Below are 13753 nucleotides of genomic sequence, written 5' to 3'. Positions count from 1 at the left end.
GGAAGGGGAGACACACGTGGCAGCGGAGCTTCTCAGTCCCGCCGAGGCCCAGGGGGCGGCGGAGGTCGCGAACCGGCTCAAGGAGCACCTGAATACGGTGCTGTTGGACCAGGAGTCGGTCGTCGAGCAGGTGGTCGTCGCGGTGCTCGCGCGCGGACATGTGCTGCTGGAGGGCCTGCCGGGTCTGGGCAAGACGGAGCTGTGCAAGTCGTTGGCGCGGCTGCTCGCGCTGCCCTTCCGCCGCATCCAGTTCACCCCGGACCTGCTGCCCGGTGACATCACCGGCACCTACGTGCTGGAGGGCGAGGGCCGCCGGGACTTCGTCTTCCGCGAGGGCCCGCTCTTCGCGAGCCTCGTGCTGGCGGACGAAATCAACCGCTCCAGTCCCAAGACGCAGGCCGCGCTGCTGGAGGCCATGCAGGAGCGCCGCGTGACGGTGCTCGGTCAGACGCGTCCGCTGCCGGACCCGTTCTTCGTGCTGGCCACGCAGAACCCCATCGAGCTGGAGGGCACCTACCCGCTGCCCGAGGCCCAGCTGGACCGCTTCCTCTTCCGCATCCAGGTGCCGCCCGTGGGCGCGAAGACGCTGCGCACGCTGCTCACCACGCGCGTGCGCGGCGCGCCTCCGGAGCTTTCGCCGGTGTTGGATGGAGAAGGACTCGCGCGCTTGTTCGCCGCGTCCGACCGGGTCCACCTGCCCGGGCCGGTGGCGGACTTCATCGGCCGGCTGGTGGAAGCCACCGACCCCCGCCAGGCCTCCGCGCCGGAGGCTGTCCGCCGGTTCGTGCGCTATGGCGCGAGCCCTCGCGCGGCGCTCGCGCTCGCGGCGGCGGGCCGTGCGCGGGCCTTGCTGGGAGGTCGCCCCAACGTGGGCTTCGATGACGTGGTGGCCACCGCGTCGGCCGTGCTCAACCACCGGCTGGTGCTGGCCTACGAGGCGTCGCTGGAGAAGGTGTCCTCTCCAGACGTGGTGCGCGCGCTCCTCCAGGCCGTGCCCGAGGTGCCGCGTGACTAGCGTCGCGATGCTGTCGCTGTGGCTGCTGCTGGGCACGTCACCCGAGCCAGCGCCCACCGCCCCCGTCGAAGCCATGGCCGTCGAAGCCGTGGATGTCGCCGCCGAGGCCGCCGCTGCCGCCGCGGCGGCTGCCCCGGAGGTGACGGGCTATCGCGACGCGACCGGCTCGACGCTCTCGCATTCACGGGGCCTGCTGCGCGTCACGATGCGCCGCGACGCCTTGAGGCCGCTGCAAGGGTACTGGGCCGTGGACGTGGTGCTGCACAACCAGGGGCCCAAGGCGCTCCCGGTTCGCCTGTCGTTCCAGCCCTCCGCTGGGGAGGTCTCGCACACCGTCGAGCGCCGCGTGGAGGTGGGAGCCCGTCAGCGGGTCGTCGTGTGGTTGCCCCTGCCCATCGCCTGGTACTCCGGCCAGCTCACCATCGAAGCCGCGGGGCTGGACCCCATCGTCGACACGCTCTACCCGGACAGCGACCGCTCCGAGCCGGTGTTGGTGTTGGGGACTCCGAAGTCCTTCGAGTCCGCCGTGGACGTCCCGAAGAACGAAGACGCGGCGGACAGCCTCCTCGCCGCGCGCTTCATCGAAGACCTCGTGGATGCCCCACGCGACCTGGCCCTCTACGCGGGCTTTCGCGCCGTGATGCTGACGGGCGAGCCCTCGAAGCTCCCCGCGGAGGTGTGGGCCGCGCTCGAGTCGTATGTCATGTCGGGCGGACGGCTCGTCATCACGCGTCCCGCGCGAGGCCTGGAGACGTACCTGCCGCTCTGGAAGGCGGGGTCCTCCCCCACCGTGCCTTATGGCTTTGGCTCCGTGGTGAGCTGTGCGACCCCGGGGCTCGAGTGCCAGGGGCTGGTGCGCGAGGTCTTGAGTCGTGACCCCGCGGACCCCATGGGCCCGGTGAATCCCGTGGGCATCCAGCCTCACATGTCGATGGGCTCGGACCTGGTGCCGCTGCTGTCGAGCGCGCGTGCACCGCTGGGTCGCTTCCTGCTGCTCATCAGTGCCTTCGCGCTGCTGGCGGGGCCTGGGGCCTGGATGTTGGCGAGGCGCCGAGGCCCCTTGGCGGTCCTGCTCGCGGTGCCAGTGGTCTCGGCGGTGACGTGCCTGGCCATCATCGCCTGGTCCGTGTTGGTGGATGGCTTCGCCCTGCACACCGCGCGCTACAGCCTGACGTGGCTGGATGGTGCCAGGTCTCGCGCGGCGACGGTGGGGCTGGGCGCCTGGTACGCGAACCTGTCACCGGAACCGCTGAAGTTGCCTGTGTCGACCGTGATGCTGCCGCCCGTCGAGAGCGCGGGGGAGCTGGCGGACATGGATTGGACGGGCGGGCTCACGATGGGCAGCGGGTTCGTGCCGTCGCGCACCTATCGCGAGTGGGGAGAGGTCGCGGTGGTTCCCTCGAGGATTCGGTTGGTGGCGAAGCGCGAGGGCGACTCGGTGCGAGTGCAGAACGCGCTGGGGGCGCCGCTGGAGGAAGGGTTCGTGCGGCTGGGAGGCACGCTGTGGCGGGTGCCCGCGTTGAAGGAAGGCGAGGAGGGGACGGGCACGCCCGAAGCGGAGCCGGAAGCGGACAACGTGGCGCATGCCCTGGTGAGCCGCGCGTTCGAGGCCGGAGTCGAGCGGCGACTCTGGGGCGCGGTGCAGTCCTTCCGCGCGGACCTGGTTGAAGGGGAGTTCATCGCACGGGTGGGCGGGCCCGGTCCCATGCCCAGCAGCAGCATGCCCGCGGAGCTGAATGGCGCCGCGCATCTGATTCGCGGCGAGGTGCGGCCATGAGTGCGTTGTTGGAGGTGAAGGGGTTGCGGCGCGACTACGGCGCGCTGCGGGCGGTGGATGACGTGACCTTCCAGCTGGAGGCCGGGAGCATCCTGGGCTTCATCGGGCCGAACGGCGCGGGCAAGAGCACCACGCTGCGCATCCTGGCCACGCTGGACTCACCCACGTCGGGCGAGGTGCTGCTCGGCGGACACTCGCTGGTGGACACGCCGGACCGGGTGCGTCCGCTCATCGGTTACATGCCGGACCGGTACGGCACCTACGACGACGTCACCGTCTACGAGTTCCTGGACTTCTTCGCGCGGGCGTATGGCCTGACGGGCGCGAAGCGGCGGCAGCGCGTGGACTCGGTGATGGGCTTCACGGGGCTGGGGCCGCTGGCGGACAAGCTCACCACGGCGCTGTCGAAGGGCATGCGGCAGCGCGTGGCGCTGGGGCGCACGCTGCTGCACGACCCGCAGCTGTTGCTCCTGGACGAGCCCGCGGACGGCCTTGACCCGCGTGCCCGCATCGAGCTGCGCGAGTTGCTGCGCGCGCTGGCGGACCAGGGCAAGGCGGTCATCATCTCCAGCCACATCCTCACGGAGCTGGCGGAAATCTGTGACACCTGCGCCATCATCGAGCAGGGTCGCCTGCTCGCCACGGGCAAGGTGGGGGACATCCTCCAGCAGGGCGCCAGCGTCACCGAGGTGGAGCTGTCGGTGCGCTTCGCGGTGGGCGCGGACGCGGAGGCGGTGTGGTCGCGCGCGGAGCGGCTGTTGTTGGAGCAGCCCCGCGTGGCGCGAGTCGCGCGAGAGGCCGAGTCGCTGCGCGTGAGCCTGGCGCTGGAGCCGGGGGCGGAGGTGAGGCCTCCCGACGCGGCGGCGGCGCTCCTGGCGGTGCTGGTGACGGCGGGCCTGCCGGTGTGTGCCTTTGGTCCGAGGGAGCGCAACCTCGAGGACGCGTTCATGACGGTGACGAAGGGGAGGTTGGCTTGAACTCGCCCGCGGTGGTGGTGGCGGAGCGCGCGGAGGAGCAGTCCTCCAGCGCCAGCTCCTTTCAGGAGAAGTGGGGAGACCGGCTCAACCCGCTGGTGGTGAAGGAGGTCCGTCAGGGCCTGCGCACCCGGGTCTTCTGGGTGTGCTTCGGGCTGATGCTGGTGGCGTGTGTCGTGCTGTCGCTCATCGCCTTCGTGGAGACGCGCGACGCGGCCTTCACGCAGCACGGCCAGGGCTTCTTCCTGGCGTACTTCACCTGCCTGTCGGTGGTTCACTTCATCGTCATTCCGTACAGCGCGTATCGCTCGTTGGCGCGTGAGCGCGACGACGAGACGTGGGTGCTGTTGGTGCTGACGGGCCTGGGGCCTCGGAAGATTCTGCGAGGCAAGATGACGTCCTTCCTGGTGCAGGCGGGACTGTATGCCTCGGCGGTGGGGCCCTTCCTGTTGTTCAGCTACTACCTCAACGGGATTTCACTCCCGACCATCCTCCTGGTGCTGGGGCTGGGGGGCGCGTGGCTGCTGTTCCTGACGGTGGTGGCGGTGTGTGCCGCGACACTGGCGGACGGCCGGATGGGCCGTGCGTTGATTCACTTCGCGGTGCTGGGCGCGCTGGCCGTGGGCTGGGGGTCGGTGATGATCAGCACGGGGGTGTGGATGGAGTCGGGCAGCCGCCTCCTGCACTGGGACGACGTGGCGAAGTCCGTGGCCTTCTCGTTGGTGTGGATGTTCGCGGAGGCGTGGCTGCTGTTCGAGGTGGCCGTGTCCCGGCTGTCGCTCTCCACGGAGAACTACACGCAAGGGCCTCGGCGCGCGGTGGTGGGGCAGATGGGGATTGCGCTGGTGGGCGGCCTGTTGCTCTGGTGGAACTCCGGCTTCGAGTCCGATGTGGCGGAGATCTTCGGCGTCATCGGTGCCCTGCACCTGGGGCTCGTGTGCCTCTTCGTGGCGACGGATGTGGATGGCCAGGCGCGCGCGCTGCGTCCCGCCACGCGGTTCTATTCCCTGTTCCGCCCCGGGGCCTTGCGAGGCTTCCGGTTGACGGTGCTGCTGCTGGTGGGCTGGTGCGCGGTGTGGCTGGGGATTGAGTGGGCTTGGGATGACGGGCTCACGAAGACCCTCATCGGCCGGATGATGACGGTGGTGATGCCGGCGTATGTCCTGCTCTACCTGTCACTGGGGATTGTGGTGGGACGGATGGGGAGCTCGGACCGGCTCTCCTCGCCGGCGGCGGTGCGGGTGTTGATTGGGGTGCTGGTGGGCTTGGGTTCCGGAGTGCCTCCGCTGGTGGCGGCGTTCCTGGGGCTCGATACGGCGCATGTGGACCTCAACCTCCTGAACCCGGTGGTGGGGATGAACCTCTTCAGCTCCACGGACTACGACGATGGGATGAGCCGTGCACTCATGTCGTGGCGGCACGTGGGCATCGTGGTGGCGGTGTCGCTCATCATGGCCTTCCTGGCGGACCGGGTCCTGAGCGCGCGTGAGAAGTGGGCGCATCGGTCGTGAGCGACGCCTGGGACGAAGCCGCGGTGGGGCGGCTGGTGCCGGGGCTCGCCCTGGCACTGCCGCGAGGTCCTCACCGTGGCCGCGTGGGGGAGGTCCGAGCCACGTCCGTGGGCGGCTCGCTGGAGCTGCATGACTTCCGCACGTATCAGCCGGGAGATGACCTGCGGCAGCTGGACTGGAACGCGGTGGCGCGGACCGACGAGCTCATCCTGCGGGTGCGTCAGGAGGAGGTGTCTCCTCGGGTGGAGGTGGTGCTGGATGGGTCGCGCTCCATGGCGCTGTCCCCGCGCAAGGCCGCGCGCGCGCGCGAGGTGGCGCTGCTGACGTGTGAAGTGGGGGCGAGGCAGGGGCTGAGTCCCACGTTGATGGTGACGGGCGCGCGGCCGGAGCGGACGCAGGGGCCCGCGTGCCGGACGTTGCTGCGGCGGTTGGAGTTCGATGCGCGGGACGACCTGGCGTCGGCGCTGGCGCGGCTGCCTCCGCCGAGGCCCTGCGGCATGCGTGTGGTGGTGAGTGACTTCCTGTTCGAGGCGGACCTGTCGGCGCTGGCGGCCCGGTTGTCGCGAGGCGCGGCGGGGGTCTTCCTGGTGCAGGTGTTGGACGCGGAGGACGTGGAGCCGTCGGGGGGGGAGGGGGCTCGGTTGGTGGATTCGGAGAGTGGGGCGGCGTTGGAGGAGTTGCTGACGGAGGAGGTGCTGGCCGCGTATGCCCGGCGCTTCGGGGAGCATCAGCGTCAGCTGCGGGCCGCGGCGTCGCGTGCGCGGGGCGTGCTGCTCACGGCGGAGGCCACGCAGCCGCTGGCCTCGCTGGTGATGGGCCCGCTGCGTCCGCTCTTCGTGGCGGGAGGTGGGGCGTGAGCTTCGGCTCCCCGTGGGGCTTGTTGGCGCTGGGGGCGCTGGTGCCGCTGGTGGCGGCGTACTTCCTGCGTCGTCGGCAGAAGCCGGTGGTGGTGAGCGCGCTGTTCCTGTGGCGGACGCCTCGGCCTCGCGCGGAGGCGGGGCCCCGTTGGGAGCGCTTCACGCGAGAGCTGTCGCTGCTGCTGGAGGTGCTGGCGCTCATCGCGGCGGCGCTGTACCTGGCGGACCTCCGGCTGGGGGAGAAGGCCCGGGTCCGGCACCTCGTGCTCGTGGTGGACGGGAGCCTGTCCATGTCCGCGCGAGGGCCGGAGGGCGTCACGGTGCTGGAGCTCGCGCGCCGCGAGGTGGCCCGGCGCGTGGAGCAGGCTTCCGCGACCCACGTGACGCTGCTGGCGTCAGGTGCGGCGCCGCGTGTGCTCGCGGGTCCGGAGGCGGAGCCGTCTCGCGCCTTGGCTGCGTTGGAGTCCTTCGAGGCGCGAGGCGCGGACCACGACCCGCTGCCCACGCTGCTGTGGGCCCAGGAGCTCGCGGGCCCCGGCGCGCAGGTCGCCTTCTTCACGGATGCGGCGCCGACGGAGGGGCTGGTGCTGCCGGGGCTGGTGCGCTGGACGGCGCTGGGCGCGCCGCACGACAACGTGGCGCTCATCTCCGCGCAGCGAAAGGACGAAGGAGGCACGGCGACGGTGACGTTGCGCGTGGCCCGCTTCGGCGCGGGGCCGGAATCCGTCGCGGTGCGGATGCGAGCGCTTCCGGGCGCGGATGCGAAGCAGGGCACCGAGCGGGTCGAGCAGGTGGCGCTCGCTGGCGCCGAGGCCACCACGGTGCGCTTCACCTTCCAGAACGCGGGGGATGTGGAGGTCTCGCTCCCGGATGATGCGCTCCCCGACGATGGCCGTGCGTTGCTGCGAGCCTCGCCCGCGCGGCCGGTCGCGGTGAGCCTGGCGCAGGGACTGGGGGCGCTCGAGCGCGACGCGGTGGAGCGCTTCCTCGAGGCCTCCCCCGAGATGGCTCGCGGCGCGGAGACTGGAGAGCCGCTGCTCATCGGGCCGCACGGCACGGATGCGAAGGTGACGCTGGGGTCCACGGGCAAGCCGCGGACCTTCGTGGGTCCGTTCTTCACGGAGAAGGGACATCCCCTGCTGGACGACGTGCAGCTCGGGGGCGTGCGCTGGTCGGCGGGGGCGAATCCTCCTGGGCGCCCCATCGTCACGGCGGGCGACGCGGTGCTGGTGTCCGAGGACGACGAGGGCCGCATCCACCTCAACCTGGACCTGGCGCGCTCGAACGTGCAGCGCGTGTCCGCCTGGCCCGTGTTGATGAGCAACCTGGTGCGTGAAGCCCGTCGCTCGCGAGAGGGCTTCGCGCGCCGACAGCTGACCCTGGGCGAGCCGCTCCAGGTGGTGACGCTGCCTGGCGAGCGCTACGCGCTGGTGGGACCGGAGGGGAGCCGGCCCGTCTTCGGCGCGGGCGCGGTGAGCCTGCCGCCTCCGGTGGTGCCGGGGCGCTATGTGTTGGAGCGGGATGGAGACACGGTGGACACGGCGGAGGTCCTGGCGCTGGACGCGCGTGAGTCGGAGCTGCGCGGACGAGGGAGCGTGGAGCTCGCCGCGCGCGAGGCGGGGGCGGAGGATGAGCGCACGAAGACCTCGGACCGGGCGCGCTGGCCGCTGGTGATTCTGCTCCTGGCGCTGGTGGGCGACTTCTACGTCACGAGGCGGGCGTCATGACCTTCTCCCTCCCGCATGCGTGGTTGCTGTTGTTGCCGTTGGGGCTCTTCCTCTGGAAGTACGGCCGTCGGCCCGGCCCGCCCATGTGGTTGCGGGGCGCGCTGCTGGTGCTCGTGGTGGGGGCGCTCTCGGGGCCGGAGCTGCGGCGGGAGGACGCGGGCAGTGACGTGGTGGTCGTGGTGGACCGCTCCGCGTCGATGCCTCGGGATGTGGACCGCACGGCCCAGGAGCTCATCTCGAACCTGGAGCGGGAGCGGCGTCCGGGAGACCGGGTGGGCGTCATCGCGTTCGGTCGAGAGGCGCGGGTGGAGCAGCCCTTGTCCTCGGCGGGAGGCTTTGGAGGCTTCACGCGCACGGTGGACACGGAGGCGTCGGACCTGTCCTCCGCGCTGGATGCGGCGAACGCGCTCATTCCTCGGGAGCGCACGGGACGCGTGCTCGTGTTCTCGGATGGCAGGGCCACGGGGACGGACGCACGAGGCGCCGCGCGCAGGCTCGCGGCCCGAGGCATCGCCGTGGACTGGCGTCAGCTCTCACGCCCCGAGCCTCCGCTCGATGTGGCGGTGGTCTCGCTGGATGTCCCGGCCAGCGTGGCGGTGCGAGAGCCCTTCCAGTTCTCGGCGACGGTGCAGTCCACCGCCGCCGTCACGGGGACGGTGCGCCTGGAGCGCAATGGCCGCGTGTTGGTGAAGGGGCCCTTCCACTTCCAGCCGGGGGCGAATGTGTTGCCCTTGAGGGACCTGGTGGAGGAGCCGGGGCTCGTGCGCTACCAGCTCGTCATCGAGACGCCGGGTGACGGCGTGCCGGAGAACGACCGGGGGCTCGCGGTGCTGCGCGTCGAGGGGCCTCGGCGGGTGCTGCTGCTGACGAATCAGCCGAAGGGCACTCTCGCGCAGGCGCTCTCCGCGGCGGGCTTGTGGGTGGAGGTCCGCGCGCCCTTCCGGCTCTCGCTGGACGAACTGGATGGCGTGGGCGCCGTCGTGCTGGAGAACGTGGATGCGAACACGTTGGGGGAGCCGGGCCTCAATGCGCTCGCGTCGTACGTGGAGCAGGCGGGGGGCGGGCTGGTGATGACGGGAGGGCGGGAGAGCTTCGGTGAAGGCGGCTACCGCCGCTCGCCCGTGGAGCCCTTGTTGCCCGTGTCGCTGGAGATGCGCGAGGAGCAGCGGCGGGCGTCCATCGCCATGAGCATCCTCATGGACTGCTCGTGCTCGATGGGCGCGAGCGTGGCGGATGGGCGCACGAAGATGGAGCTGGCGGCGGAGGGGGTTGTCGGGGCGCTCGCGCTGTTGAATCCCGAGGACGAAGCGTCCGTGCACATGGTGGACACGGAGACGCACGAAATCTTCCCGCTCAGCTCGGTGAATGAGGGGCTTCCCTACGACAAGGTGTCGCGAGGCTTCAGCGGAGGTGGCGGCATCTACGTGGGCGAGGCGCTGCGCTCGGGCCGGAAGCAGATTCTCAAGAGCGAGAAGCCCACGCGGCACGTGCTGCTCTTCGCCGACGCGGCCGACTCCGAGGAGCCCGATGACTACCACGCCACGCTGGCCGCGCTGAAGCGCGAGTCGGTGACGGTGTCGGTGATTGGGTTGGGGACGCCCAAGGACTCGGACGCGGACTTGTTGAGGGAGGTCGCTCGGCGAGGTGGAGGCCGCGTCTACTTCGCGGAGGACGCGATGAGCCTGCCGCGTGTCTTCAGCCAGGAGACGCTGGCGATTGCCCGGGCGACGTTCATCGATGAGCCCGTGTCGATGGAAGGTGCGCCGGACCTGCCGCTCCTGGGGCGGCTGTCGTCCGAGGGACTGCCGCAGGTGGGCGGCTACAACCTCACGTACCTGAGGCCGCAGGCGAACGTGGCGCTGCGCACGCTCGACACGCATGCGGCGCCGGTGCTGGCGATGTGGACGCGGGGCGCGGGGCGCACGGTGGCGTTCACGGCGGAGGTGGACGGTCCCTTCACGGGGGAGCTGCGTCAGTGGGGCTCGTTGAGGGCGGCGCTGGAGGCGATGGTGCGCTGGTCGATGGCGGGGGCTTCTCCGCTCGGCGATGCGGTGGTGCGTTCGGAGCGGCGAGGGCATGTGCTGCGCGTGACGCTGGACCTGCCGCCAGAGGCGCCGTTGCCGGGCACGCCGCCCACGCTGGCCTTGCTCGCGGGGGATGGGAAGTCAGCGCCGGTGGAGTACCCGATGCGCTGGGAGGATGAGGACCGGCTGGTGGCGGAGGTCCCGCTGGAGGGCAGTGGCACGTGGCATCCGGTGGTGCGAGTGGGCACGCGAGCGCTGCGAGCACCTCCTGTCGCGCTGCCCTATTCCCCGGAGTTCGAGCCGGGGAGTCCGAAGGAAGGACTCGCCCTGTTGCGCTCCGTCGCGGCGGTGGGCGGAGGCGTGGAGCGGCTGTCGATGACGGGCCTCTTCGCGGAGGCGCCTGAGTCCGAGGGCCATCGCGCGCTGGGCCCCTGGTGGGTGTCGCTGGCCGTGGCCCTGTTGCTGGCGGAGGTGGCCGTGCGTCGGTTCCTCTCCGCGCCAAGACAGCGTGCGGTGGCGCGCACCGCGCCTGGAGCGTCGACAGTCCCGGGGACGCCCGTCACGCCCGCAGTGGCGCCGGTGCGTGTGGAGACAAAGGCTTCGGGGCCTCCGGAGTCCACGTCACCAGAGGCGGCTCCGAGTCCCGTGAGCGAGAGTGGAGCCAAGCCCCGAGAGGGCGGAGTGGACTCCGCGCTCGATGCCGCGCGTGCGCGCTCGCGGCGACGGTTGGACCGATAGGTTGCTGGAGGTCACTCGCCTGGCCTGAGACGAGCAGCGGATGGGCGCTGCTCGTCCCCTGGAGCCCGGCTTGTACGCACAGGTATCTCTCGCCACGTCAGTCCATCCAACGAGAGGTGGCAGACCGCGTCGACGAAGCGCTCGGTGGCGACGACCCTCGTCGCGAAGTTCCCGATTCGGAACAGGTCCACATTGGCTGGGAGCGTGTCGCCATCCAGGATGGGCTGTTCGGGCCAACGGAGCGCAAACCTTCCACACGCCAGGCAGGAGGGCGGCTGGTCCGGTGGCATGCAGTCGGAATGCAGTCGGCCACGCGGGGCAAGCTGGAGCTCGAGGAGCTCGGGTGGGGACTTCTGCCGGAAGCGCAAGGCCGTGGGATATCCCTCGACGCCTCGAAGCCCGGATGCCTTGAGCTCTTCGTGCACGCCGCGATGCACCAGCATCACGTCGTCAAGCCAGACAATGTCCGCGAGTTCTCCACGGCAAGTCCCCTCGAGGGGGCCAAGCCCCGTCCCCGGTGGGAGCGAGGCCCCCGCAGGGACGAAACGACGCACCAGTTCTCGGAGTCGTCTGAACTCGGGGAAGGGCTCGGGTCGGGCCTGTACGAACTCGCCCATGGCTGGGAGTTGTGACAGGTCCGCGCCCGGGTAGTAGTGGCCCGCGCCGGCCCAGGTCACCGAGCACGTGGGGCATCTCGAGAGCCCCGGTAGGTGCCACCGGTGTGTGGCATTGACCGCCCCGCCGAGCTTCGCAGCCGCGGCTCTATCCTCGTCCAACAAATAGAGTCGTCCCATGTCACGTCCCAGACCTTGGAGCATACGACGGGAGAGGCCCATCGAATGGGAGGCCGGGACGTGCTTGCACAGCCCATCGTCACCGCGTCGGAACCCGCGCGTGTGCGGGTGCTTGTCTCGGAGTTCAGTGGAACGGGCCGCCCCGACATGGAGGGTCATCACGATGGATGGGGCGACCCGCGCCGAACAGAACTCACAGCCCCTCGCTCGAGGGTGAAACCAAGCCAGGATGAAGAATCGAGCTGCGAACGTCGTGCGGACACTCGCGTGTCCGTGGTGGAACGGGCCGCCCCCAGCCTTGGAGGGTCATCACGATGGATGAGGCGGCCCGCGCCGGACGAAACGTCACCAAGCCAGATGAATGCTCGAGATGCTGACTCCGCGCGGAACAACTCGCGCTGGCGATGAATCCAGTGAGCTGTGGTACGGGCCGCCCCCGTCTTGGAGGGGTCATCACGATGGATGGGGCGACCCGCGCCCTATGAAGCTCACAGGGTAACTAAGTAATACGTGGGAAGAGCCGAATGCGCAACTGGGTCAGAATAATTCTTTCCTGTCAGAATTTCTGAGACCTCAGCGGGTCAGCGCCACCCCGAGGGGAACCCCTGAGTCCTTGGCGTTTCGCGGTATGAGGGCGGCCGATGAGGTACGCACGTTGGGGGTTCGTGGGGCTGGGCCTGGTGCTCCTCGCGCTCGCCATCCAGGCCGCGCGGCTCGCGCTGCACAAGGGCTTCAGCATCGACGAGTTCCAGTACGCCCACGCCGCCTGGCTGGTCGCGAAGGGACAGGTGCCCTACCGCGACTTCTTCGAGGTCCACCTCCCCCTCCTCTACCAGGCACTCGCGCCGTTGTTCTGGCTGCTCGGCGATGACCCGCGCGCCGTGCTCGCGTTGCGCGCGGCGATGCTCGTTCCGCTCGCGGGGACCTGCGTCTCGGTTGCGATCCTCAACCGCCGCCAGGGCCCGGTCGCGATGTGGCTCGCGCCCATCCTGCTCCTGTCGCTGACGCCCTTCACGCGCTTCGCCACGGAGATACGTCCCGACGCGCTGTCGACCGCGCTGTTCCTCGGGGCACTCGCCGCGCTGTCGGTGCGTCCCGGCACGCGAGGGCTGGGTTTCCTCGCGGGCCTGCTGTTCTCCGCCGCCATCTGGGCCTCGCAGAAGGTGTTGTTCTACGGCGGCATCGTCGGGCTCGTGCTCGCCGTGGACCTCCTCGTGAGGAGAGGCCGACGCCCCGCGCAGGTGCAGTGTCCCGGGGCCTTCATCACGGGCGCGAGCGTGGGGCTCGCGAGTGTGGCCGCGTACCTCACGGTGACGAGCTCCTGGTCCGCCTGGTGGCAGTGGTGCTTCGTGTGGGCCGCGGAGCATCAGCGCCACTATCCCGGCTTCTCGTGGCGCGACTACGCAGTGCCCATCGTCCGAGAGCAACCCTGGCTCTTCGCCTTGGCCGCGCTGGGACTCGCGAGCTCCGTGCGCGCAGGGTGGCGCGAAGGAGCGGGGCGCTGGGGAGACGCGGACCTGCTGTTGCTGCTCGCGGTGGGCGCGACGTTCGGCTCCTACGCACTCCAGCGCGCTCCGTTCCCATACAGCCTGCTGCCCTTCCTGGGCGTGCTCGCGCCGTTCATGGCGCGGGGCGTGTGGGTGCTGTCGAGCGGGTGGCGCTCGAGGCCGGCGCGTATCGTGGCCCGCGTGGCCCTGGGCGTGATGCTGTGCTGGCAATGGACCCGGCTGGAGTCCTTGCTGGACGGTGACGGCAACACCCGTCAGCGAGAGGTCCTCGCGAGCATCGCCACCCTCACGGGCCCCGAGGACGTCGCGTATGACAACTCGGGCGGGTACGTGAGCCGACCCCACGCGCACTTCTACTTCTACACGGACGCCTATCTGCGAGGCGCCATCCCGGACCAGCTGTCGCGAGAGGTTCCCGAAGCCCTGCTCGCGCGAGGCTGCGTCCTCCGCGTGGACGACCTGCGGACGTCGGGGTTGCCGCCCGCGTTGAGGCGCTTCCTCGACACGTACTACCAGCCCTACGACGGAGACCTCTTCCTGTGGGGCCAGCGCTATGACGTCACGCCTGGCGCTGTGCTGGAGGACCGTTTCCTCGCGGTGCGCGAGGGCCGCTACTTCGTCGAGCCCGCCTCCGTGCTCGACACCGGCGCGCTCTTCATCGACGGAGCCCGAGTCACCCAGCCCGAGCTCACGCTGTCCAAAGGCGAGCACCGCCTCCGCTACGAAGGCGCCGCTGCCCGCGTCCACCTGCTGTGGCTGCCCCGCGATGGAAAGCGGTGGAGCCCCAAGCCCGAGGCCCGTCCCACCTACTCGCGCCTGTTCTGACCG

General features: G+C 70.5%; 8 protein-coding genes and 1 pseudogene. 8 read left to right on the top strand and 1 reads right to left on the bottom strand.

Features of this window, described 5'->3' with window-relative positions:
• The first annotated feature begins 16 nt into the window (after nt 1-16).
• Genes MYSTI_RS35180 through MYSTI_RS35150 form a run of 7 tightly spaced genes read left to right on the top strand, consistent with a single transcriptional unit; the run spans nt 17 to nt 10623 of the window.
• The gene (locus MYSTI_RS35180) at nt 17-1015 is read left to right on the top strand and encodes an AAA family ATPase (RefSeq protein ID WP_015352613.1); all 999 of its coding nucleotides are present in this window, start codon (nt 17-19) and stop codon (nt 1013-1015) included.
• Entirely contained in the window at nt 1008-2792 is a 1785-nt protein-coding gene (locus MYSTI_RS35175) for a hypothetical protein (RefSeq protein ID WP_015352612.1), read from the top strand. The genes MYSTI_RS35180 and MYSTI_RS35175 overlap by 8 nt, the downstream gene beginning before the upstream one ends.
• Entirely contained in the window at nt 2789-3769 is a 981-nt protein-coding gene (locus tag MYSTI_RS35170; RefSeq protein ID WP_015352611.1) for an ABC transporter ATP-binding protein, read from the top strand. The genes MYSTI_RS35175 and MYSTI_RS35170 overlap by 4 nt, the downstream gene beginning before the upstream one ends.
• Nucleotides 3766-5277: an ABC transporter permease gene (locus tag MYSTI_RS35165; protein ID WP_015352610.1), complete on the top strand. Its 1512-nt coding sequence runs from the start codon at nt 3766-3768 to the stop codon at nt 5275-5277. Before MYSTI_RS35170 ends, MYSTI_RS35165 begins: the two co-directional genes overlap by 4 nt.
• Nucleotides 5274-6134 carry a DUF58 domain-containing protein gene (locus tag MYSTI_RS35160; RefSeq protein WP_015352609.1) on the top strand — a complete coding sequence of 287 codons (861 nt, stop codon included), beginning with the start codon at nt 5274-5276 and terminating at the stop codon, nt 6132-6134. Before MYSTI_RS35165 ends, MYSTI_RS35160 begins: the two co-directional genes overlap by 4 nt.
• The gene (locus MYSTI_RS35155) at nt 6131-7861 is read left to right on the top strand and encodes a vWA domain-containing protein (protein ID WP_015352608.1); all 1731 of its coding nucleotides are present in this window, start codon (nt 6131-6133) and stop codon (nt 7859-7861) included. The genes MYSTI_RS35160 and MYSTI_RS35155 overlap by 4 nt, the downstream gene beginning before the upstream one ends.
• Nucleotides 7858-10623, top strand: a complete 2766-nt coding sequence (locus MYSTI_RS35150; RefSeq protein WP_015352607.1) for a VWA domain-containing protein — start codon at nt 7858-7860, stop codon at nt 10621-10623. The genes MYSTI_RS35155 and MYSTI_RS35150 overlap by 4 nt, the downstream gene beginning before the upstream one ends.
• 74 nt (nt 10624-10697) lie before the next feature.
• On the opposite strand, the pseudogene sitI6 reads toward MYSTI_RS35150, so the two are convergent.
• Nucleotides 10698-11417, bottom strand: a pseudogene (gene sitI6 / locus MYSTI_RS42435) (SitI6 family double-CXXCG motif immunity protein); the annotation flags it as partial.
• Between the two features lie 1088 nt (nt 11418-12505).
• On the opposite strand from sitI6, the gene MYSTI_RS35140 reads away from it, so the two are divergent.
• Nucleotides 12506-13750: a hypothetical protein gene (locus MYSTI_RS35140; protein ID WP_233278060.1), complete on the top strand. Its 1245-nt coding sequence runs from the start codon at nt 12506-12508 to the stop codon at nt 13748-13750.
• The last annotated feature ends 3 nt before the right edge of the window (nt 13751-13753 follow it).

It is taken from the genome of Myxococcus stipitatus DSM 14675 (assembly GCF_000331735.1).
Classification (GTDB): Bacteria; Myxococcota; Myxococcia; order Myxococcales; family Myxococcaceae; genus Myxococcus; species Myxococcus stipitatus.
The sequence above is the reverse complement of the archived record's forward strand: the minus strand, read 5'-3'. Positions and strand labels throughout refer to the sequence as shown.